The organism is Arcticibacterium sp. GJ41-1, from assembly GCF_055808875.1.
Genome location: NZ_CM147888.1, coordinates 3,225,944 through 3,247,669, shown reverse-complemented (window position 1 = coordinate 3,247,669; position 21,726 = coordinate 3,225,944). Strand labels below are relative to the sequence as shown.

Genomic DNA, 21,726 nt, shown 5'->3' with positions numbered 1-21,726 from the left:
ATGAAAAAAGTACTGTTTTGTCTTTCATTTTCTTGCCTTTTATTGGCCTGTGGTCCAAGCGAAGAAGATAAAAAAATAGAAGTGGTGTACGCTGAATTAATGGAAGGTCATGATGTGGTAATGCCTAAAAGTATGCAGCTACCCAAACTGAAAGCAGAAGTACTAAAATCTGTCAATGAATTACCAGAAGGAGATTCTTTGAAAACTGTGGCAATTGGTCTTGGAAAAGAACTAATAGACGCCAATGACGCCATGTATACCTGGATGGATGAATTTGGAGTGGCTATGAATGATGTAGAAGACAAAACGGAAAAGCTTAAATTATACGAAAGCTTGAACGCTGAAATTAAAGAAATTGGCGAAGCGACTAATCAAGCAATAGACACAGCGAATAAATTTTTGAAAGAGCATGAGTAAGAAAATATTGTTATTTGGTTTTGTATTGCTTAGCATGGTTTCATGTCAAATCAAAGAAGCTTCATTACCTGTTTTAGGTAGAACTACCTTGGACGAAAATGGCAAAGAAGTACCTCATGAAGTGCCTAGCTTTAGTTTCACTAATCAATATGGCGAAACTGTAACTAATGCCGACTTAGATGGCAAAGTATATGTGACAGACTTCTTTTTTACTTCATGTCCTACCATTTGCCCTGTCATGAAAAGTCAAATGCTCAGAGTTTATGAGCATTTTTTAGAAGACGAATCTTTGGCTATTTTGTCACATACTATTGACCCTTACCATGATTCTGTGACTGTTTTAGCAGATTATGCAGCTGCTCTTGGCGTTACGGGTAAGCAATGGCAATTTGTTACTGGCGACCAAGATGAAATTTATGAAATAGCTGAAAAGTCATACATGGTACCTGCCGCAGAAGATACACTTACTGCAATGGAAACCGGAGGCTTTGTACACTCTGGAGCCTTTATTTTGGTTGACAGAAAAAGGCATATAAGAGGTATTTATGATGGTACGGAAGAGAAACAAGTGAATCAATTAATAAAAGATATTGAGTTACTTTTAAAAGAAGAAGATTGAAGAAATTAGCTATTTACTGCTGTTTATTATTTGCCGTCATGGCCTGTACAGATTCCGATGAAATGGAATATGAGATATACTTGGTCAATGGTGAGAGCCTTTACAAACAAAACTGTGCAAACTGCCACGGTGAAAATGGCGAAGGGCTACGTAACTTGTATCCTCCTTTAAAAGATAATGAGCATCTAAAAAACACAGAACACGTTATCTGCATTATAAAGAATGGTGCTTCTGGAGAGGTTTCTGTAAATGGACAAGTTTATGACCAAGCCATGCCCGCAAATCCTAAATTATTTAATTTAGACATAGCTCAATTGGCTACATATCTGAATAAGGAATTTTTAGAGAGTGATGAAAAAGTTGAAGTCTCTGAAGTTTTAGAAGCTCTTAATAACTGCAAATAATTTAGTGTTCGCTCTTTCAAAAAGTGCTCTCGCTTAATTAAGAACTCTAGACTGACTGGTATCTGGCTGGGTAATTAAAGAATCTACTTTGAAGTATCCTGTGATGCCACCTATAAACTTATAATTACTAAAGTCTTGGTCAGACTCCATTCCGTTACCAATAAGCTGGTCGGTTGGAGTATTTACTTGCACTTTCTTATCCGTGTATATCTTCTTTGTCTTAGGGCTCCAAATCAGTTCATTGGTAGAAAGGCTCTGCTGTTCTTCTCTATTATAGAAGAAAACATTTCCCATGATTACATAATGGTCTTTGCTTTTTACAAAACGACCGCTGTCACCTCTTAATGAGCTATATTCTACAGCATCATCATTCAGAAAATTGACATAAATGGCTTTAGGATAGTTTTCGTCTTCATTCTGCATCTTTTCCTGCACCGCTGTCGACATTTTAACCACTACCTTGCCAGAATCCGAATAAGTCACCGCAAGGTCATTTACCGTCATGATAGGGCCCATATAGACAAAAGGCGTTTCAGGCTCCCCGTCTTCTTTACAAGATGCCAAGAATCCTAAAAGCAATAAGCCTAATAAAAAACGCATTAGTCAATTTTTGGCTTGATAAACCATGGGCTAAGTAAACTCATACTTGCAGAGAAGCGTACGTATTGCTCCTGTATAAGGTTGTTTGCTGTAGTTCCTCTTGTTCCTAAAGCTACACCAAGATTTACATAACTAGGATTTCTGAAGCCCATTGGTAATGATGCACCAAATGTGAATTTAGTATCCTTAACTTGTGTATTGTTGATATAGTATGGAGAGTTTCCAGTGGCAAAACCTACACGATAAAATACCTGATTCAAGTATTTTGTAGAAGATGAATTTGGTAACCACTCAATTCCAAATTTATATTCGCTGGTATTCGTTAGCACTGCTTCAGCTGTCTTGTCAAGAGCCGTATGGTTTGACCATTGTGTGGTATGATAATCTGCCGCGAAAACCCAGTGAAAAGGACTTTCTAAGCTAATACCAGCCCTAAATTGTGCAGGAGTAGATGCTGAGATACTATTGAAGCCCACGGTGTCTGGTAAACTAACTAAAACAGGTCCATTGCCTTGGTCAGAGTAGTTTCCGAAAGTTTTTAATAAATCACCTTTTAGGGTGGTAGATAACTCTGTAGAGCCACCCACATTAAGTCGCCACTTTTCAGATAACTTTCTCTGGTAAGCTAGTCCCAATTTTACAGAAGCTCCTTTAAGAGTATACCTTGATGTGTTTCTTAATTGGTTCGATGCCAAACCGAATAAGTAGCTACTACTATCCTTAGTGAAGGTTCCGAAGTTATATGCTCCTTCTACACCAATGTAAAAGTCATTTAAAACTCTAAATGAGTTTACATAAGAAACTCTTGAAATCCCACCCGTATTTGTATTCTCGTAGTTTACTACTTCATTGGTTGAGCCCACTATAGTTTCTTGGTATGAAGACTTATGGTCTACCATGCTATAGGGTCTTAAAGCCACTGCCATTGCCCAGTTAGGGGTAATAGGTGTAGTAAGAGATAGGTGAGTTAAATTCATTCCTAAATCATACTGTGTAGCAGTAGAAGAAGAAATGGTTCTAGAGTTGCCTCTTAGTCCTACATCAAAAGCTACATACTTAAGATTAGCAGCGTATCTGTTCTTAACTAAAAGAGCTGGGTTAATAAGGTTAACGTAGAAAGCGTTTGCAAAAGACGCCCCTGTACCACCCATCATATCTTGAGACGCCGAACTTGGGTCTGCTAGTTCGCCATAACCAAAAACGGAGTATGGGGTATTTCCTTGGCCTTGTGAGAAAGCGTATTGAAAAGATAAAATTAGAATGAGACTACTTAATAAAGTTTTTGTTCTCAGCATTATATATTAAAATTCTGTTTAACCCCTCAAGGACCAAATTTGAAGCCGCAAATGTCGGATAATTAATCTGACTTTCAAAAAAAACGGCGTCTCCTCCTCCTATTATAATTTTTAAGTCTTCTTTTTCTTGATATTTAGAAATAAGACCATTGATTTCTGCCGCCATTCCATTTACTACACCGCTTTGTATACAGCTTGCCGTAGAGGTGCCTATTAAGGCAGGAATACCATCTTCTTTAATCAACGGCAGCTTTTTAGTGAAAGTATGCAGTGCTTTAAACCGCATTCTTAAACCAGGCGAAATGATACCACCTTCAAACGTTCCGCTTTTGTTTAAGTAATCATATTTTATGGCGGTTCCCATTTCTACAATAAGGCAGTTTTCGTTCGGGAATTGATAAAAAGCACCCACTGCGGCGGCTATTCTATCATATCCTAGTGTTTTTGGCGTATCGTAACCATTTTTAATCGGCAGAGCTGTCTCTGGCGAAAGTATAAGCTTGGTGCTGAAATCTGAAAAAAGCTCATTTAATTCTGACATACTTTTAGTTACGGAGCAAATAATGATTTTTTCAGGATTAACTTTTTTTAAGCTTTTTAGAATGCCTTTAACATTTAATCCTCGCTCATAATTAGTGAGTTTAAGCCCTTCAAAAAAGGCTAGTTTACCAAAAGTGTTTCCGAGGTCTATTGCGGCGTTCATTGTTATTACGATGGTTTAGAAACAAAAGCACCCTCTCTTAGGAAGAAAGGGTGCTTTTAAAGAATTCAAATATAATTAATTAGGCAGCTACTTTATTACTGCTTTTTTGCCAGAAGAATAATATTGTAAATGCTACTATTAGTATAATTGGGAAGGTCATCATTGTAGTTAATGTGGCTTGTCCAGCTGCTAAATCAAGGTCTGTTCCTGTAAGACCAAGTGCACTTTGTTCTGCAATGTCACTGTCAATCCATCCGCCAATAATTGGTTGGAAAATAGCAGTAGAGAACATTCCTACACCACCAATGATAGACATGCCTAGTGCTCCACTTTTTGGTACTTTGTTAGCCACGAAACCAATCATTGTAGGCCAGAAGAAAGCAACACCTAATGCGAAGAAAATAGCAGCTACATAAGTCATTGAGCCAATTTGCGTACTGAATAGGTAAATTCCTAAGGTAGCTAACACCGCTCCACCAAGTAAAACACCTGTTTGACCAAGTAGCTTAGTTACAGGACCACCGAAGAATCTTAAGACAGCCATAAGACCTGCTGTAAGAGCAAGAATCAACATTGGCTTAGCTCCAGAGCTTTCCATGATTAAACCTGTCCATTTTTGTGGTCCAAATTCTGAAATAGCTGTTAAAGCCATACAAGCAAAGATGAAAAGGAATAATGGAGTCAGCATAGCTTTAAAGTTAGCTGAAAGTGAAGCTTGCTCACCTTTAGGCTCTGGGAATGCTTGACCTCTAAATAAGAAGAAATATATAAGTGCAGGAATTGGAATTAACCAAAATTGGCTTTGCCAAGATAATCCCATTGTGTTCATCAATTCAGAAATAAGAGCTCCTAAGAAAATTCCACCAGGAAACCACATATGAAAGCGGTTTAGCATTTTGTTTCTTGTGTCTCCCTCGTAAGTGTCTGCAATCATAGGATTACAAGCAGCTTCGGTACATCCACATCCAATACCCATAAGCAGGTTAGAGAAAAGAAGCATAGCGTAGCTAGCGTCTGTAACTACATAAACCGCATAAAGTGTAAGAGCAGCTCCTACAAAGTGACTAATAAAAGCAATTTGCATGATTTTTTTAGGCCCAATAGAGTGGTATATTAAACCACCAACTATCATGGCTATTGGAAAACCGAAAAACCAAAGAGAATTAATGTATCCTAAGTTTTCTGCTGTGTAACCAAGGTCTGTTCCTAGTTGCTTTAGCGTACCAGCACTAATACTGAAAGAAAATGCTGTAGTGATTAAGGCAAAACAGCTTGCCAAAAAGAGTTTCTTATCGTTTACCATTATAATAATTAGATTAGGGTTGAGATTATAAATAGATTAGGGTTGAATATTTAATTTGTAAAAATAGTTTTTTTGGTCATTCATCAAAAGATAAAAGGATATAATTGTGCAAATGAATTTGATAATAAAAATGCCCTTAAAAACTTTGGAAGCGTGATTTTGAGAAATTAAGATTGTAATAGCATAAAAATGTGGCGTTTAAATGAAATTGTATTTTAGACTTAAAAATTGGACTGTTTAATTTGACCTCTCTTTACGATTTTCCTTAAATTGCACTTCACTTTTATTAATTAAGAACCCTTAGTAAGGAATAATGAGTAGAAAAATAAAGATGGGAATGATAGGTGGCTCTTTGGAGGCATTTATTGGTGCAGTACATAGAAGAGGAGCTGCTTTAGATGGTGAGGTAGAATTAGTTTGTGGAGCTTTTAGCTCAAATCCAGAAAAATCAAAGGCAACAGGGGAGTCTCTTTATTTAGACCCAAGTCGCGTTTATGGCTCATATGAGGAGATGATTTTAAAGGAAAAAGAACTTCCAGTAGGGGAGCGAATGGATTTTGTGTCTATAGTGGTGCCTAATCATGTTCATTTTCCTGCGGCAAAGTTTGCTCTTGAAAATGGCTTTCCTGTTTTAATGGATAAGCCTGTCACATTAACTACGCAAGAAGCGAAAGACTTAAAGGTGATTTTAGACGAAACTGGTCTACTTTTCGCACTTACGCATAATTATACTGCTTACCCGATGGTGAAGGAGGCAAAACACTTAGTGAAAACGGGTGTAATAGGCGATATTAGAAAAGTTATTGTAGAGTATCCACAAGGCTGGCTATATAATCTAGTAGAAGGAACGGGAAATAAACAAGCTGACTGGCGTACGGACCCTGAAAGATGTGGTGCTGCTGGCGGTGTAGGAGATATAGGTACGCATGCAGAAAACCTTGCGGAATATATCACAGGTCTTGAGATTACAGAGTTATGTGCCGACTTAACCATTTTTGTAGAAGGAAGAAGGTTAGATGACGATGCTAATATCTTATTAAGGTTTAATAATGGAGCTAAAGGAGTGCTGCACAATTCTCAAATCTGTCATGGAGAAGAGAATGACCTTAATATTCGTATTTATGGCTCTAAAGGAGGTTTAAAGTGGAGTCAAATGGAGCCAAATACTTTAGAGCTTACCAATCAGGACACGGGTTCTAGAATTATTAGAACAGGAGTGGGGCAGCTTTCAGAACATGCTCAAGCTCATACGCGTCAGCCAGCAGGTCATCCTGAGGGTTACATTGAGACTTTTGCTAGTATTTATAGAAACTTCGCTATGGCTCTAAGAAATAGCTGGGGCGTAGCTGCTGATAAATCTGCTACTGGTGGTTTAGGTGGTGGTAAAGCCGATGGCTCTTACAACCCTGAAATTTATGATTTCCCAGGAATAGAAGATGGCTTAAGAGGTATGGGCTTTATTCAGACAGTAGTAAAATCGGCAAATGATGATACTACTAAGTGGACTAAATTCGAAATCTAATTGAGGATTAGTAAAGTTTAGAATAACGTATGGATATTGAAATAAGACAGGCGAGTCTTTCAGATTTACCTAAGATTAAGGATTTATTTGTCAATACAGTACAAGAATGTTGTTCTGAAGATTACGATGAACGCGAAATTGAGGTTTGGTGTGATGCTGTTAATCATGAAGAAAGGTGGGAGGATGCAATAAAAAAACAGTATTTTTTATTAGCCTGCCGTGATGAAGAATTGTTAGGTTTTACATCGTTAGAGAAAACGAATGTAGGGATTAAAGGATACCTAGATTTTATGTTTGTGCATGCAGAGCATCAAGGAAAGGGTATAGCTAAAAGACTTTTGAAGGAAGTAAAGACCAAGGCAAAGTCACTTGGTTTTAAGCTTATTGAAAGTGATGTCAGTATTACGGCCTTTGATTTTTTTGAAAGGAATGGCTTTTTTAAGCTTAGGAAGAATTTGAATACAAAAGATAATGGTGTTGATTTAATCAATTACCGAATGACCAAGATTTTATAAATCACAAATGGGCCTTTAGGCCTGAATTAAAACATGTCAAAAATAAAAGTAGGAGTAGTAGGAACAGGATTTATAGGGCCAGCTCATATTGAGGCTTTGAGAAGACTTCCTAATGTAGAGGTAGTAGCCTTGTGTGAGGTTAATCAAGAACTTGCAGACCAAAAAGCTGCAGAATTAGGTATTCCGGTAGGTTGCACATTTGAAAACCTACTTAAAATGGATGAGATACAGTGTATACATATCTGTACACCTAATTTCCTTCATTATTCGCAATCTAAGGCGGCGTTAGAAGCTGGTAAGCATGTGGTTTGTGAAAAACCATTGTCTAAAGACTTGCATGAAGCAAAAGAACTAGTGGAGATTGCTGAGAAATCAGGTTTGGTTAATGCCGTTCATTTCAATTTGAGATACTACCCAATGGTACGTCAAATGAAAGTGATGAGAGAGAAAGGTGAATTAGGAGAAGTTTTCTCTATCATAGGTTCTTACCTTCAAGATTGGTTATTCTTAGATACTGATTATAACTGGAGATTAGAGCCAGACAAGTCGGGTGATTCTAGAGCCATTGCTGATATTGGTTCTCATTTGATGGATATTATTGAGTATGTGACAGGATTGAAAACAGTAGAACTGCTGGCAGATTTCAATACTGTTCATGATATTAGAAAGAAACCGAAAAAAGCTATTGCTACATATTCTGGTGTAGAATTAGGGCCAGACGATTACGAAGATGTGGCTATCAATACAGAAGACCACGCCAATGTGTTACTTCGTTTTGATAACGGAAATGCTGGTAGTATTACAGTTTCTCAGGTTTCTGCGGGTCGTAAAAATCAATTGAAAGTAGAAATTTCTGGTTCAAAGAAAACTTTTGCCTTCAATTCTGAAAGACCAAACGAATTATGGATGGGCCATAGAGAGAAGGCTAATGAAGTATTGATGAAAGACCCTTCTTTAGTAGCAGATGGTGTGCAGAGTGTAGTTTCATTCCCTGGAGGTCATAATGAAGGTTTCCCTGATACATCTAAGCAGCTTTTTAAAGAAGTTTATGCGGCTATAGAAGAAGGTAAGCAACCTGAAAATCCAACATTCCCGACTTTTGCTGATGGCTACAGAGAGTTATTGGTATGTGAAAGAATTTTAGAAAGTCACAGGTCAAGAAGCTGGACGACGGTCTAAAACCGCTTTAAAACGAATTATAACATTAAAACAGAGAATAGATAATGAAAACGATAAAAGGACCTGCAGTTTTTTTAGCACAGTTTCTGGGAGACGACGCTCCCTTTAATTCTTTAGACGGTCTTGCCGATTATATGGGCGGTAAAGGGTACAAAGGTATTCAGTTACCAACTTGGGACCCAAGGGTTATTGATTTAGCTAAAGCAGCTGAATCAAAAACTTACTGTGATGAGCTAAAAGGTAAAATGAAAGATAAAGGACTTGAAATTACAGAACTGAGCACGCATTTGCAGAGTCAGTTGGTAGCTTCTCATCCTACTTATGATGCTATGTATGATGCTTTTGCTCCGGCAGAAGTTCATGGTAACGAGCCGGCAAGAAGAGCTTGGGCTATTCAGCAATGTAAATTAGGAGCTCAGGCTTCTAAGAATTTAGGTTTGACTTCTCACGTAGGTTTTTCAGGAGCTTTAGCTTGGCCTTTCTTATACCCATGGCCTCAGCGTCCTGCAGGTTTGATAGAGTCAGCTTTTAAAGAGTTAGCTGCTAGATGGAAGCCTATATTAGATACGTATGACGAGTGCGGTGTAGATTACTGTTACGAGTTACACCCAGGTGAAGATGTTCATGATGGAACTACTTTCGAAATGTTTTTAGAAGCTTTGGATGGTCACCCAAGAGCTAATATCAATTATGACCCTAGCCATTTCATTTTGCAGGCCCTAGATTATGTACAGTTCATTGATTTTTATCATGAAAGAATTAAGGCTTTCCATGTGAAAGATGCTGAGTTTAACCCTACAGGAAAACAGGGTGTGTACAGTGCTTACGCTGGCTGGGCTGATAGAGCCGGGCGTTTCCGTTCATTAGGAGATGGTCAAGTAGACTTTAAAGCTATTTTCAGTAAGCTGTCGCAATATGGTTATGACGGATGGGCTGTTTTAGAGTGGGAGTGCTGTATCAAAGACTCTGACCAAGGAGCTACCGAAGGAGCACCATTTATTCAGGAGCATATTATAGAGGTAGTGACTCGTGCATTTGATGATTTCGCTGCTACAGGTACTGATGAGGCCTTTAATCGTAAAATTTTAGGACTAGATTAAAAAAAATAATCTTTTAATTTCTGGTCAATTTTTGATATTTAAATTGGCATTTAAACAAAGCACTTTCTTATAGGAAGTGCTTTGTTGCATTATGCAAAGAAAAAGAATAACTATATAAACTTAAGGCGTTCTCAAATCTTTGGAAATATCGACTTTCCTAGTCACCTTTGGCGTATGAATAAAAAGAATATAATTCGGGAAAGAATCTAAATATTTGAGATATATTTTTCTTTGTTTTGAGAAGTTAGATTTAGCAGAATATAATTTGGCGATAGTTTGTGTTAACAAAACTGATAGAAAGTTTTTTTGGTCATCTTCGCTATTTCATAAATAATTGAATTATAGTTATTTATTATTGCATTTTTTATATCTTTTTCAAGACAAATTTAAATTTGCAAAAATGTTTTAATTCCCTTTGAATATTTTTTCTTTACATTTAAAACCAAAATATAATTTTACATTAAACTAAAAAGATAGGATGAAAAAAATCGAAGCCATAATTCGTAAGTCAAAGTTTTCTGAAGTTCGTGATGCTTTACATGCTGTAGAAGTTAACTTTTTCTCTTACTGGGATGTGACTGGTGTTGGAAATGAAAAGGAAGGACATATTTACAGAACTATCAGCTACAGTACTACGGATATTCAAAGAAGATATTTGTCTATAGTAGTTTCTGATGAGTTTTTAGATAGAACTATCGAGGCTATTACTAAGGCTGCATATACTGGAAACGTGGGTGATGGTAAAATCTTTATTTCTGAGATGCTAGAAACAGTAAGAATTCGTACTGGAGAAAAGGGAAATCCGGCTATTAACTAATATGCCATTTATCAAGAAATAGGAGAGCGACAATTGTCGCTCTTTTTTTTTGCCAAATTTTAAACCTTAAAACTTCATTTTCTTAGAATATTATAGTTTTTCGAAAAGTTTTTTTGATTTATTTACCCTATTTGATGATTTACAAGTTGTTGCTATATAGGTCTTTAAGGTCCATTCAAGCGTGGTGCTCAAGGAATAGTACAATTATTAATACTTAAAATAATGTAAATGTTATATCGAAAAAAATAGAATAAAATTTGGTCAATAATGATTTATGCCATATTATTGCATTCATAATTCGGTTTTAAGGTATTAAAGATGAAGTTCAATTTACATGTACTTAGTTCCAAAACATCTTTTATTACTACAAATCGAAAGCAAAAGGAGTATCTAAAAAATATTAACAATTAACTTAAACTGAATCACTTTTATGGATGGATTATTTACCGCCAATAATGTATGGATGATGGTCTGTACAGCCTTAGTGTTCTTCATGCACCTAGGGTTCTCATTTTTAGAAATTGGTCTTACTCGATCTAAAAATACTGTTAACATCTTATTTAAAAACGTCTTCATTATCTGCGTAGGTCTTTTACTTTACGCATTGTGCGGATTTAACTTAATGTATCCAGGGGAATTTAACGGCTACTTTGGATTTGCTGGATTTGGAATCCAACTTCCAGAGAACGGTCTGACGCCTGATTACGCTGACGGAGGATATACATATTGGACTGACTTCCTTTTCCAAGGAATGTTTGCTGCCACTGCTGCTACTATTGTATCTGGAGCTGTTGCTGAGCGTATTAAGCTTGGAAGTTTCATGATATTCACTATTATTTATGTTGGAATCGTTTATCCAATTGCTGGTTCTTGGCAGTGGGGTGGTGGTTTCTTAAGCGAAATGGGTTTTTATGACTTCGCTGGTTCTACTTTAGTTCACTCTGTAGGAGGTTGGGCTGCACTTGTAGCTATTTACTTATTAGGTTCTAGAATTGGTAAATTTGGAGAAGACGGTTCTTCTAAGCCTATTCCTGGTCATAGTTTACCTTTAGCTGCTGCTGGTGTACTTATCTTATGGTTAGGTTGGTTTGGTTTTAATGGAGGTTCTGTACTTTCTGCAGACCCAGCTGGAACTTCACTTACTTTAGTTACTACTTGTTTAGCTGCGGCTGCTGGTGGTGTTGGAGCGTTTATCTTCGATTTACTTAAAAACAAACAATATGATTTAACAATGATGTTGAATGGTATTCTTGCAGGTCTTGTAGGTATTACTGCCGGTGCTGACCAAATGAGCCCAATGGATGCAATCTTAATCGGTGTTATTGCTGGTATTCTTGTAGTGTTGGCTGTATCACTTGTTGATAAGCTTAAATTAGATGACCCTGTAGGAGCTGTAGCTGTTCACTTAATTTGTGGAATCTGGGGAACACTTGCTGTTGGTATCTTCGGAGCCATGAAAGGTGTTGACCAATTTAAAGTTCAATTAATTGGAGTAGCATGTTATGCAGTGTTCTGTATCTTAACATCTGGTATTATTCTTTATGCACTGAAAGCTACATTAGGCTTAAGAGTATCTAAAGAAGAAGAAATCGACGGTCTAGATGGTCACGAGCATGGAATGAGTGCTTATGGTGACTTTGTAACGAAATAAAATTCGGTTATACAATTTAGTAAAAGGGTACCCATTTTGGGTGCCCTTTTTTTTTGTGCTTGTGCTTGATCTTAAGACCTAGGAGTAAAGTGTAAAGATGAAACGGAAGATTGCTGTGTGGAATTGGCTTTTTGTGTAATTGTTGAAATTTAATGAGGTTCTTTGTGAAATTGTACAATTCTAATATTAATTAGTGAAGATTCTGAATTATGATAAAATATTAAAATAATATTTGGTCAATTATAAATAATGGCGAACATTTGTAACGGAACAAGTACAACGGAAACAATAACAATAAAAGAATAAAATAATGAAAAAAGTTTATTTAGCAATAGTATCTATCTTGACTGCATTTTCGGTTTCGGCTCAGGAAGGTGGCCCATTAACACTTTCAGGATATGTTGACACATATTATTTCGCAAATTTAAATGGTGTAAGCGGTCCAGGTGCAAACTTAGGAGCTTCAGGGTTTGAAAGAATTTTTGACCACAATGCTAACTCGTTTCAAGTTGGTCTTGCTCAGTTAATGACTACGTATGAAGCAGGTGCTGTTACTGGGGTAATTGATTTAACATTTGGTAATCATGGTGATTTAGGTAACTATGTATGGGTAAGTGGTTCTCAAACAGGAATGGCTATTAAGCAGGCTTATTTAAGCTGGGCTATGAATGATGTTTTTAGTCTTTCTGCTGGTACTTTTGGTACTAATGTTGGATATGAGGTTATTGACGCTCCAGCGAATTTTAACTATTCTTTATCTAACTTATTTGGAAACGGACCGTTCTACCATACTGGAATTAAGATGGATGTAGCAGTTTCTGATAAATTTGCTTTCATGTTAGGTGTGAATAACGGTCTTGATAGCAAAGATGATTTTAATAAGGCTAAAGGAATAATGGCTCAGATTTATACTGCTCCAGTAGATGGATGGGATGTTTACTTAAACTATTATGCATCTGACGAAGGACTAGCAGGTGCAACAGAGAAATACAAATGGTTCGATATCACTACATCTTACCAAGTAACTGATAACTTCTTAATTGGTTTAAATGCAGTTCCTTATGGTTCTTTGAATGATGGTGTTGATACTAAGAAATGGTCTGGTGCTGCCTTATATTTAAATGGTAGCTTAACAGAGAAATTTGGTCTAGGTGTTAGAGCAGAGCGTTTTGATAACTCTGAAGGAGGAATGTACTTACTTGACGAGAACGGTGATGGTTCTGCTGTTACTTCTTTAACGCTTACTGGTAATGTTGATATTACAGACCACTTAATGTTTAAGCCAGAAGTAAGATTTGATTCTTACTCTCCAACTTCTGGTTTTCAGTTAGTAGATGGTGACGGTGCAGGAAAAAATAATCAAACGACTATTGGTGCTGCAATGATATTCCATTTCTAAGAGAAAAGAATAAGTTTAACAAAGAAAACCCAGTCAACGATATGTTGACTGGGTTTTTCTGTTTTGACAATTTCTAATTGAAACGTCTTAAATAAAGCACCTCCTAAGGAGGTGGCTAGTTTTTAAAACTTTCTATAAGGAGCGTCTAAGAATGCATTGGCTTCTTCTTCTTTAAATTGTGCGGTAGCACTGTCCCAGTGTAAAGTTTGATTTGGGAACCTACCAGCTATTACACCCAGTAGAATAGTTTCTGTCAACCTTGAGGCATAAGAGAATGGTGCGGAGCACTCATCTTTTCCTAAACAGGCGTCCACAAACTGGTGGTAATGCCTTTTTCCTTCTACATCGTAGTTTCTGAAAACATCTCCAATTGCTCCTGAAGCTTTGAGTTCTGTAAGGTCTAGCTCTTCATATTTACCGTCAACTATTAGTTTAGGTAGCTGCATGAAGTGAGGAAGTAATAATCTACCTTTTTCGCCAATAAACATGGCTCCTTGGTCTGGTAATTCTTCACCGTTTGGCAATTTAAGGTCTGGATGACTCTGAGGAGCATTCACACCATCATACCAAACCCATTTAAGAGATTCAGCTGTATAAGGCGTTCCTGGAAACTCATAAGTAACTTTGTTTTCTTCTGGGAAACCAAAGCCTGTAGGCTTACGGCAATCGTTTATGATGGTTCTAGGTACATCTAATGCTAAAGCATTATAAGGCGTGTCAAAAATATGAACACCCATGTCTCCTAAAGTTCCGCAGCCATAGTCCATTATTTTACGCCAGTTTCCTGGGTGATACTCTCCTTCTTTATAAGGTCTTTCAGGCGAAGTTCCTAACCAAAGGTTCCAGTCTAAGCTTTCTGGAACTGGATCGCTTCCTGTAGGTGCAGGTCCATCATTTCCCCAGTTTTTAGGAGACCAAGCTCTCACGGTAGATACTTTACCAATTATTCCTGATTGAATTAAAAGCGTAGCTAATTTATAGTCATAAAAAGAGTGTACCTGAATACCCATTTGAGTAACCAGTTTCTTTTTAGCTGCTAATTTGCTCATGGCTCTTGCCTCAGATACATGATGGGTAAGTGGCTTTTGACAGTAAATTTGCTTGCCCATTTCCATGGCCATCATAGAAGCTGGTGCATGGCTATGGTCAGGTGTAGATACCACTACGGCATCTATATCTTTACCCATTTCTTTTAATAAATCTCTATAGTCTTTATATATTTTGGCATTAGGGTAAGTAGCTTTTACCATGTCTGTAGCCTTAGAGTCTACATCACAAAGTGCCACTACTTCCACAGCTGGGTGAGATGCTAAAGCCTCTAAATCGGCTCTTCCCATGCCACCTAAACCTATATGAGCAGTTCTTAAAACTTTCTTTTTTTCCATTGACCAAATGGCAGATGGCATGACGGTGAGTGACGCTAAGGCGGCGGCACTCTTCAGAAATTCTCTTTTTTTCATTTATGTTAGTTTATAATTGGTCGATAGAATGTTTTATTGATTTAACTAATAATACTTAAAGGTTTGGTGCTTTTCCAGTTACCTCTGGTAAAGTCTGGGAAAGGCTGAGGTGCTCCATCTGTAGCCACAGAGCGTTCGCTTAATGGTGATACGGCACTCCATAGGCAACCTTCGTAAACGTTTTGGTCTAAAGGCTGTCCGTTTTGAAGACATTCTACAATACGATACATCATCATGCCGTCCATGCCTCCATGTCCACTGTCTTTGGTTTTCTGATTTAGCCTTTTGTATAAAGGATGGTCATATTTATCATAGAGTAATTGAAGTTTTTCGCCTTCTATCCATTGGTGATGACTTTCTGTAGCTCCTTCAAAACCTCCTTCTAAAGCCACACGTGTAGGGAAACCGGCTAGTGTACCTTTGGTTCCCTGCACTAAGTTTAATCTGGAGTAAGGTCTAGGGCTAGTTTCGTCCCACTGCACCATTACGGTTCTACCCATGTTGGTTTTGATAATAGACGTATTTAAATCTCCTCCTTTATAGTTTAACTTATTCCATTTATGGTCCGAACCATAGTTCTTTTCGGCGTATAGTTTTCTGCCTAAAGATGGTGTAGAAAAAGAAACCAAACTTTTGAAGGTATCATCTGTACGACCAATATTCATATACTGAGCCACGGGTCCTAAACCATGTGTTGGGTATAGGTTACCGTTACGGTTGGCATAATGCGGTGTACGCCATGAGCCGGTGCCGCGTTCTTCTTCTTTCATCTGGAATCTTAACTCATGTATATAAGCTGCTTCGGCATGAAGTAATTCTCCTACCACACCTTGACGGCACATGTTGAGATACATTAACTCGTCGCGGTCGTAGTTAACGTTTTCCATCATCATACAGTGTTTTTGAGTAGCTTCTGATGTGTCCACTATTTCCCACATTTCTTGCGTAGTAAGAGCTATAGGAACTTCCACAAAAGCGTGAGCACCTTGTTTCATTGCCTCTATGGCCATAGGAGCATGGTTTGACCAGTTAGTGGCTATAAATACCACATCAGGTTTAACATCTTTCAGCATTTGCTTCCATTTGTCTTCTGCTCCATAGTAGACTTTTACATTCTTATGTCTTTGTCCTTTTCCAATTTCTTTGGCTTTTGCAGCCCACTTAGTGGCATTGTCTTCGTATAAATCAGAAATGGCTACTACCTCTGTACCTTCCAAATCTGCAAAGAATCTCATGTGTCCTGGCCCTCTAGCACCTACACCTATAAAAGCTGCTTTTACGGTAGGTAATTTAGGAGCAGCAAAATCTCCCATATAAGTAGCTGCTGCAGTTCTAGCAGAATGGGCTTCTGCATTTTGTGCTATTAAGGAAGCTGCAGTTATTCCTGCTGCTGAAAGAGAGGTTTTTTTAATGAAGTTTCTTCTGTTGATATTAGTCATATTTTATAATGATTGGGTTGAATATTAAATATTCAAAGTCAAAGGCTTAAAACATGCTCTGAAAGCTTGAAATGACCTTGAATTATTAAATTTATTTAAAAATATAATTTATGGCTTAGAATGCCTTATCAATTCCATTATTCTTTTGAAGAATTAATTAAATCCCAGACCATATCAGAATACTTCTCTTCACTCACTCCTGTTAGTTTTTCTAAAGTTTTGTAATAATTGGCATTTCCTTTTTCGTAAGGTCCGCTGTTTAATAATTCGAGTACAGCAGAAAATCCCATTTCTTTTTCTAGCTTTTCTATTATTAATGCGTTCGCCACATAATCAGCCATTAAGTGCTTCTCTTGGCTTTCTCCAAAGTCTTCTGGGTATTCTTTGTAATATTTCCAATCAATATCTTTTCTATGGGCGTAAGTTTCTTTGAACTTGGCCAAAATTTCTTCCCAGGTGTAGCCCCAGCTGCCACCATATAAATATGCACAGGCCTCATCCACAGGTCTATTAGTTTTTCTCCTGTTAACAGCTAAAGCCAAACGGTCATGCCATAGGTCATGTGTGTCAAACGTTTCAAAGCTTGGGTTACCGTTTCCCTGAATAATAATAGCTCTATTGTTTAAAGAAGCCATGGTAGACGCGTAGCGTCGTCCATTATAAGGAGCTAGGTAATTTATACCAATAAGGTTAAAAACATCAGTCAAGTTTTCCGTAAGATAGATGGCAGTACTCTTTTCAGGAAGTTTAAGTTTAGTATCAAATTCGGTAGTTTTCTCAATAAAGGTTGAGGCATTTTTTAGATTCAAATTACCTTGATCATAGAAGGTAGTATTTTGAAGGGTTTTAGACTTCCAGTAAATGGTGTTTCTTTTTAAAGGGGTAGAGAATTTAAAGGAGTTTGCTTCTTTATGTGCCATTAAAGTCAACTGAGCTTTTTGGTAGCTTTCATTATTCCTGACTTGTGAATAAGCCAATTGAATGAGGTAAGCCTTACTGTCTAGTTTCTGTATACTTAATAGGTAAGGTTTAAATGTGCTCGCATCAGTTATGCCTTCTAGTTCATCTAATAGTAAGAGGGTAGCCAGCTTTTCATCTTTTAGGATGGTTTCACTCTCTTTGTTGCCTTTGTCTGCCGCAAGCAAGAATTCGTTAAGCGAATTGTGAAAAATTCCTTGTTCTATGCTATCTAGAGGTATTTTGATATGGGATTGAATAATGACTTGAGCATTGCTGCTTAAAGAGCTAATAAGAATAAGTAGGAGTAGTTTTGATTTCATGTCTTGATATTTTGGTTTATTAAACCATAAAAATCATGAGATAAAAAGAGTTTTTGTGTTAACACTTTTAAAACGAAATGTTATCGATTATTAACACTTTGCTTACTTGTACTAATTGAAGGAAAACCTTTTTTGATTTAAATTATGAGCGATTTTAACGTCAAAAACGTAGAATTATTTGTCAAAAAAGAACCGTCAAATTAAATGCCGTGAGCAAAAAACTAGAGTAGCATTTAGATGATTTCAATATTTTATTTAATAAAACTAAGAGCTTAGGTGTGGTCAAATTTAATTTTCTAGGCTTTAGGTCATCAAAACTTAGCCTCATATCGATTCTATAAGGGCTTTGTTTTTTAGAAATAGAAGAATATGTTAGTTTTAATACGTATTCAATTCAACCTATCAACCATTGCAAACTAAAATTCTCATATTCTTAGCCCTGTGCTTTGTCAAATCAGCATACGCGGAAGAACCTCCTGTCATTACTTATGAAAAGGATATCAGACCGCTATTGCAAGATGAGTGTATAAAATGTCATAATACAAATACTGCAAAAGGTGGCATCAACATAGATAATTATAAAGAACAAGCACGTGTAATTCAACGTGGTTCTTTTTGGTTGGAGGTTTTGGGTGTAATTAAGGATAGGTCCATGCCGCCAAAAACGGAGAAACCCCTTTCCGAAGAAGTCTATCATAAATTGGTTAACGGCATTGATGCCATTTTGCAGGCATCGCTTGAAAAGAAAACTCCAGGAAAAGTGGTGATACGAAGGCTAAGTCATGCCGAATATCAATACACCATTTATGATTTATTCGGAGTTGATTTTGATGCTAGAGGCTATTTTCCGTCTGACGGGTCTGGTGGTGGTGGGTTTGATAATCAAGGACGAGCCCTATTTTTTACTCCCTTAAAATTAGAGAGGTATTATGACGCCGGTAGTCAGATTGTGGATGAAGCTTTGGCAGATAATGATAAATGGGACCAAATAGTGCCTTTTGCTTTTAAAGCAGGTGGCTGGCAGGGTTTTAAAAACTGGGTAAAGACGCTTTTCTCCGACAAGTATGATTACCTCAATAATTCTGATTTAGCTGCTGAAAAGGTGATTGACCAAGTAGCCAGTAAGGCTTATAGGCGATTCCTTAAGGCAGAAGAAAAAACAAAACTGCTAGAGCTTTTTCAATCAGTTTATGATGAAAAGGTAGCAATAAAGAATCCTTTAAGGTTTGACGAAAGTATAGCTCAGGTGTTAAAGGCGGTTTTGGTTTCACCCAATTTTCTTTACAAAGTAGAAGAAGAACCACAAAAGGAGGGGGCATACCCTTTGAGCGATTTTGAAGTGGCATCTAGGTTGTCCTATTTTTTATGGTGCAGTACGCCAGACCAAGAGCTGTTTGATTTGGCCTATGCAGGCAAATTGCATGATTCTACTACTTTAGCCACACAGGTCAAACGTATGTTGGCAGACCCAAAATCTAAACGCTTCGCTCAAGACTTTACCGTGCAGTGGTTAGGAATCACTAAGCTTTTAGACTCAGAACCGATGGTGGATGCTGAAATGTACCCAGGTTTTGATATGGAACTTAGAAAAGATTTGTATGAAGAGGCATCAAGTTATTTCCATCATGTACTTACCGAAAGTAAGAATTTTATGGATTTGGTAAATAGCGACTATTCTATGTTAAATACCTCTTTGGCTAATTATTACGGAATAGGAGGTGTAGAAAGTGACGATTTCCTGAAAGTACAGTTTGCAGATAATAGAAGAGGAGGAGTGCTGGGTATGGCTGGAGTTTTAGCCACTACTTCTATATCTACCAGAACTAGTCCTGTGTTGAGAGGGAAATGGGTCATGGAACAGATTCTGGGTGTATCACCACCACCACCTCCTCCAGAGGTTTCAGAACTTACAGAAGATAAGGGTATTCATGAAGCTTTGGGCCTACGCAAAATTTTAGAAAGACATAGAGCAGACCCAGAATGCCAATCTTGTCATGAAAAGATGGATCCGCTAGGTTTAGGCTTAGAAAATTATGACCCAATAGGTAAATGGAGAGATAGCTATGGAAAGGTTGATATAGATGCTTCTGGAGTAACAGCGGAAGGAGAAAAGTTTAATGGACCAGAAGAGTTAAAAAAGATATTGCTGACGGAGGAAAAGAAGATAGCACGAAACTTTTCAAAGAGAATCTTATCTTATGCCCTAGGTAGAACCATTCTGTTTACAGACGAAACAGCTTTGGTGAAACTAGAAAACACTTTGATAGAAAACGATTTTAACCCAGAACCTTTTATAATCGAATTGGTGAATAGTTATCCTTTCTTAATGAAGCAAAATGATTTTGAAAAGAAGAGTATATGATGTAAGGTGCTAGATGTTAGGTGTTGGATGCCAGATGTTCAGGTCTTTTGTCTAATATCTTTTGTCTTAAGTCTAGGTTTGGGTGTTAGATGCCAGATGTTCAGGTCTTTTGTCTTGAGTCTAGGTTTAGGTGTTAGGTTCCAGAAGTTCGGGTCTTTTGTCTTGAGTCTTTTGTCTAAATCTTGAGTCTAATGTCTAGAAGTGTAAAACTTATGAATCCACTGTTTAAAGAAGTCAAAAAAAAATAAAAGTATTAACAATGGCGAAAAGTTGGCAAATATCTAGAAGAAGGATGCTCCAGGGAATAGGAGCCACCATTGCTTTACCTGTTTTAGAGGCAATGGGTAAACCTTTTAATGCTGCAATGGCGGGAAAATCGCCTGTGCGTACTGCTTTTTTCTATATGCCTAATGGCGTGCATCCAGACCATTGGAATCCTACTTCGTATGGAAAAGACTTTGAATTGACTCGTCAATTAATGCCCTTGGCAAAACTTAAAGGGGATGTTTCTATTCTAAAAAACTTAATGAATAAGCACTCTATTTTTAAGGGTGCAGATGGTCATTATGCTAAATCTGCTAGTCTTTTGACCTGCGGTCAAATTCGTCAAACTATTGGTGATAATATTTTCAGTGGAGGAGTTTCCATTGACCAGATTATGGCTCAAAAACATGGTTCCGAAACGCTATTTCCTTCTTTAGAATATGGCTTAGATAGAATCACCACGGGAGTAGATATTAACGTCGGGTTTACTCGACTTTATGGTTCTAGCATTTCATGGAAAAATGCACAGCAACCAATGACAAAGGAAATTGACCCAAAACTAGCTTTTGATAGGTTATTTAAGTCTTTTGTGCCAGGAGCAAATGTGAAAGACGACCCTTGGAAAAAGAGTATTCTAGATACGGTTTTGGAAGATGCTAATTCTCTTAAAAGAAATTTAGGCCGCTCAGACCAAGATAAGCTGTCGGAGTACTTAGAGTCTATTAGGAGTGTAGAAAAACGAATTTTGAGTGAAGACCAACGGGAGAAATTTAGTTCTAAAATTACTGCCGATATTAAAAAAGAATTGACCAGAGTCAATCAAAATATTGAAGAGTATCAAGAAGTTTATTCTGGCGTAGATATTACAGAGAAAACACGATTAATGTTAGATATCATGGTGCTGGCCTTTTGGAGTGACGCTAGTCGTGTTTCGTCCTTTATGTTTGGTAATTCGGTGAGTAACAGAAGCTTCTCATTTTTAGATGGGGTCAAAGGAAACCATCATTCGCTTTCCCATCACATGAACCGCCCCGAATTAATGGAGGAGTACCTTAGAATATCGGCATGGCATGTGGAGCAATATGCCTATTTCTTACAAAGACTAAAGGATATCAAAGAAGGCGACAATACACTTCTAGATAACTCGATGGCAGTATTTACCTCTGATTTAAGAGATGGAAACAGACACTCCCCACGTGACTTACCTATCATTATTGGCGGACACGGCGGCGGAAAGCTTAAACAGGGTCAAAACCTGAATTTTAAAGAAGAAACGCCTTTGGCAAACTTGTATTTGACGATGCTCCAAAGTCAAAACTATGATATGAAGCAGTTTGGTGATAGTACTAATACACTAAGCCCTTTAATGTCTTAATAATTACCAGCAGAAGAATTAA

At 37.4% G+C, this 21,726-nt stretch carries 19 protein-coding genes; 12 read left to right on the top strand and 7 right to left on the bottom strand.

Going from position 1 to position 21,726, the window contains the following annotated elements:
- From AC0L6O_RS13495 to AC0L6O_RS13485, 3 genes are read left to right on the top strand one after another with little or no spacing between them, the layout of a single operon-like run.
- Positions 1-417, top strand: a complete 417-nt coding sequence (locus tag AC0L6O_RS13495) for a hypothetical protein (RefSeq protein ID WP_473303043.1) — start codon at positions 1-3, stop codon at positions 415-417.
- Positions 410-1,036, top strand: a complete 627-nt coding sequence (locus AC0L6O_RS13490; RefSeq protein ID WP_473303041.1) for an SCO family protein — start codon at positions 410-412, stop codon at positions 1,034-1,036. Before AC0L6O_RS13495 ends, AC0L6O_RS13490 begins: the two co-directional genes overlap by 8 nt.
- On the top strand, positions 1,033-1,440 hold the full coding sequence (locus AC0L6O_RS13485; RefSeq protein ID WP_473303039.1) for a c-type cytochrome: 408 nt from the start codon (positions 1,033-1,035) through the stop codon (positions 1,438-1,440). Before AC0L6O_RS13490 ends, AC0L6O_RS13485 begins: the two co-directional genes overlap by 4 nt.
- 33 nt (positions 1,441-1,473) lie before the next feature.
- Here the strand turns inward: AC0L6O_RS13485 and lptC are convergent, their stop codons facing one another.
- The 4 genes from lptC to AC0L6O_RS13465 form a co-directional block, all read right to left on the bottom strand.
- Entirely contained in the window at positions 1,474-2,040 is a 567-nt protein-coding gene (gene lptC, locus AC0L6O_RS13480) for an LPS export ABC transporter periplasmic protein LptC (RefSeq protein WP_473303037.1), read from the bottom strand.
- The gene (locus tag AC0L6O_RS13475) at positions 2,040-3,335 is read right to left on the bottom strand and encodes a hypothetical protein (RefSeq protein WP_473303036.1); all 1,296 of its coding nucleotides are present in this window, start codon (positions 3,333-3,335) and stop codon (positions 2,040-2,042) included. Before AC0L6O_RS13475 ends, lptC begins: the two co-directional genes overlap by 1 nt.
- Positions 3,307-4,038, bottom strand: coding sequence for a type III pantothenate kinase (locus AC0L6O_RS13470; RefSeq protein WP_473303034.1), 732 nt, complete (start codon positions 4,036-4,038; stop codon positions 3,307-3,309). The genes AC0L6O_RS13475 and AC0L6O_RS13470 overlap by 29 nt, the downstream gene beginning before the upstream one ends.
- A gap of 79 nt (positions 4,039-4,117) precedes the next feature.
- On the bottom strand, positions 4,118-5,341 hold the full coding sequence (locus AC0L6O_RS13465) for an MFS transporter (RefSeq protein WP_473303033.1): 1,224 nt from the start codon (positions 5,339-5,341) through the stop codon (positions 4,118-4,120).
- 313 nt (positions 5,342-5,654) lie between these two features.
- Here AC0L6O_RS13465 and AC0L6O_RS13460 point away from each other — a divergent pair, with 313 nt between their 5' ends.
- The 7 genes from AC0L6O_RS13460 to AC0L6O_RS13430 all read left to right on the top strand — a co-directional run bounded on the left by AC0L6O_RS13460 (position 5,655) and on the right by AC0L6O_RS13430 (position 13,524).
- Positions 5,655-6,863 carry a Gfo/Idh/MocA family protein gene (locus tag AC0L6O_RS13460; RefSeq protein WP_473303031.1) on the top strand — a complete coding sequence of 403 codons (1,209 nt, stop codon included), beginning with the start codon at positions 5,655-5,657 and terminating at the stop codon, positions 6,861-6,863.
- 29 nt (positions 6,864-6,892) lie between these two features.
- On the top strand, positions 6,893-7,378 hold the full coding sequence (locus tag AC0L6O_RS13455; protein WP_473303030.1) for a GNAT family N-acetyltransferase: 486 nt from the start codon (positions 6,893-6,895) through the stop codon (positions 7,376-7,378).
- A 33-nt stretch (positions 7,379-7,411) separates the two neighbouring features.
- A complete protein-coding gene (locus tag AC0L6O_RS13450) occupies positions 7,412-8,557 on the top strand; it encodes a Gfo/Idh/MocA family protein (protein ID WP_473303029.1) in 1,146 nt (381 codons plus the stop codon).
- 44 nt (positions 8,558-8,601) lie between these two features.
- Positions 8,602-9,657 carry a sugar phosphate isomerase/epimerase family protein gene (locus AC0L6O_RS13445; RefSeq protein ID WP_473303027.1) on the top strand — a complete coding sequence of 352 codons (1,056 nt, stop codon included), beginning with the start codon at positions 8,602-8,604 and terminating at the stop codon, positions 9,655-9,657.
- Between the two features lie 478 nt (positions 9,658-10,135).
- On the top strand, positions 10,136-10,474 hold the full coding sequence (locus tag AC0L6O_RS13440; RefSeq protein WP_341224932.1) for a P-II family nitrogen regulator: 339 nt from the start codon (positions 10,136-10,138) through the stop codon (positions 10,472-10,474).
- 430 nt (positions 10,475-10,904) lie between these two features.
- Positions 10,905-12,125: an ammonium transporter gene (locus AC0L6O_RS13435; protein ID WP_473303026.1), complete on the top strand. Its 1,221-nt coding sequence runs from the start codon at positions 10,905-10,907 to the stop codon at positions 12,123-12,125.
- A 310-nt stretch (positions 12,126-12,435) separates the two neighbouring features.
- Entirely contained in the window at positions 12,436-13,524 is a 1,089-nt protein-coding gene (locus AC0L6O_RS13430; protein WP_473303025.1) for an outer membrane beta-barrel protein, read from the top strand.
- Between the two features lie 122 nt (positions 13,525-13,646).
- Here the strand turns inward: AC0L6O_RS13430 and AC0L6O_RS13425 are convergent, their stop codons facing one another.
- The 3 genes from AC0L6O_RS13425 to AC0L6O_RS13415 form a co-directional block, all read right to left on the bottom strand.
- A complete protein-coding gene (locus tag AC0L6O_RS13425) occupies positions 13,647-14,984 on the bottom strand; it encodes a Gfo/Idh/MocA family protein (protein WP_473303023.1) in 1,338 nt (445 codons plus the stop codon).
- Positions 14,985-15,025: 41 nt separating this feature from the next.
- Positions 15,026-16,423 (bottom strand): Gfo/Idh/MocA family protein, encoded by a 1,398-nt coding sequence (locus AC0L6O_RS13420; protein ID WP_473303021.1) that lies wholly within the window; start codon positions 16,421-16,423, stop codon positions 15,026-15,028.
- Positions 16,424-16,560: 137 nt separating this feature from the next.
- Positions 16,561-17,703: a hypothetical protein gene (locus AC0L6O_RS13415; RefSeq protein ID WP_473303020.1), complete on the bottom strand. Its 1,143-nt coding sequence runs from the start codon at positions 17,701-17,703 to the stop codon at positions 16,561-16,563.
- A 409-nt stretch (positions 17,704-18,112) separates the two neighbouring features.
- On the opposite strand from AC0L6O_RS13415, the gene AC0L6O_RS13410 reads away from it, so the two are divergent.
- Both AC0L6O_RS13410 and AC0L6O_RS13405 read left to right on the top strand, forming a co-directional pair.
- Positions 18,113-20,065 (top strand): DUF1592 domain-containing protein, encoded by a 1,953-nt coding sequence (locus AC0L6O_RS13410; RefSeq protein WP_473303019.1) that lies wholly within the window; start codon positions 18,113-18,115, stop codon positions 20,063-20,065.
- Between the two features lie 259 nt (positions 20,066-20,324).
- Positions 20,325-21,704, top strand: coding sequence for a DUF1552 domain-containing protein (locus AC0L6O_RS13405; RefSeq protein ID WP_473303018.1), 1,380 nt, complete (start codon positions 20,325-20,327; stop codon positions 21,702-21,704).
- Positions 21,705-21,726 lie beyond the last annotated feature (22 nt).

What these genes read in the sequence shown, in the direction of transcription:
- AC0L6O_RS13495 (WP_473303043.1), top strand. Translation starts at nt 1, where the DNA reads ATGAAAAAAGTACTGTTTTGTCTTTCATTTTCTTGCCTTTTATTGGCC.
- AC0L6O_RS13490 (WP_473303041.1), top strand. Translation starts at nt 410, where the DNA reads ATGAGTAAGAAAATATTGTTATTTGGTTTTGTATTGCTTAGCATGGTT.
- lptC (WP_473303037.1), bottom strand. Translation starts at nt 2,040, where the DNA reads ATGCGTTTTTTATTAGGCTTATTGCTTTTAGGATTCTTGGCATCTTGT.
- AC0L6O_RS13475 (WP_473303036.1), bottom strand. Translation starts at nt 3,335, where the DNA reads ATGCTGAGAACAAAAACTTTATTAAGTAGTCTCATTCTAATTTTATCT.
- AC0L6O_RS13470 (WP_473303034.1), bottom strand. Translation starts at nt 4,038, where the DNA reads ATGAACGCCGCAATAGACCTCGGAAACACTTTTGGTAAACTAGCCTTT.
- AC0L6O_RS13465 (WP_473303033.1), bottom strand. Translation starts at nt 5,341, where the DNA reads ATGGTAAACGATAAGAAACTCTTTTTGGCAAGCTGTTTTGCCTTAATC.
- AC0L6O_RS13460 (WP_473303031.1), top strand. Translation starts at nt 5,655, where the DNA reads ATGAGTAGAAAAATAAAGATGGGAATGATAGGTGGCTCTTTGGAGGCA.
- AC0L6O_RS13455 (WP_473303030.1), top strand. Translation starts at nt 6,893, where the DNA reads ATGGATATTGAAATAAGACAGGCGAGTCTTTCAGATTTACCTAAGATT.
- AC0L6O_RS13450 (WP_473303029.1), top strand. Translation starts at nt 7,412, where the DNA reads ATGTCAAAAATAAAAGTAGGAGTAGTAGGAACAGGATTTATAGGGCCA.
- AC0L6O_RS13445 (WP_473303027.1), top strand. Translation starts at nt 8,602, where the DNA reads ATGAAAACGATAAAAGGACCTGCAGTTTTTTTAGCACAGTTTCTGGGA.
- AC0L6O_RS13440 (WP_341224932.1), top strand. Translation starts at nt 10,136, where the DNA reads ATGAAAAAAATCGAAGCCATAATTCGTAAGTCAAAGTTTTCTGAAGTT.
- AC0L6O_RS13435 (WP_473303026.1), top strand. Translation starts at nt 10,905, where the DNA reads ATGGATGGATTATTTACCGCCAATAATGTATGGATGATGGTCTGTACA.
- AC0L6O_RS13430 (WP_473303025.1), top strand. Translation starts at nt 12,436, where the DNA reads ATGAAAAAAGTTTATTTAGCAATAGTATCTATCTTGACTGCATTTTCG.
- AC0L6O_RS13425 (WP_473303023.1), bottom strand. Translation starts at nt 14,984, where the DNA reads ATGAAAAAAAGAGAATTTCTGAAGAGTGCCGCCGCCTTAGCGTCACTC.
- AC0L6O_RS13420 (WP_473303021.1), bottom strand. Translation starts at nt 16,423, where the DNA reads ATGACTAATATCAACAGAAGAAACTTCATTAAAAAAACCTCTCTTTCA.
- AC0L6O_RS13415 (WP_473303020.1), bottom strand. Translation starts at nt 17,703, where the DNA reads ATGAAATCAAAACTACTCCTACTTATTCTTATTAGCTCTTTAAGCAGC.
- AC0L6O_RS13405 (WP_473303018.1), top strand. Translation starts at nt 20,325, where the DNA reads ATGGCGAAAAGTTGGCAAATATCTAGAAGAAGGATGCTCCAGGGAATA.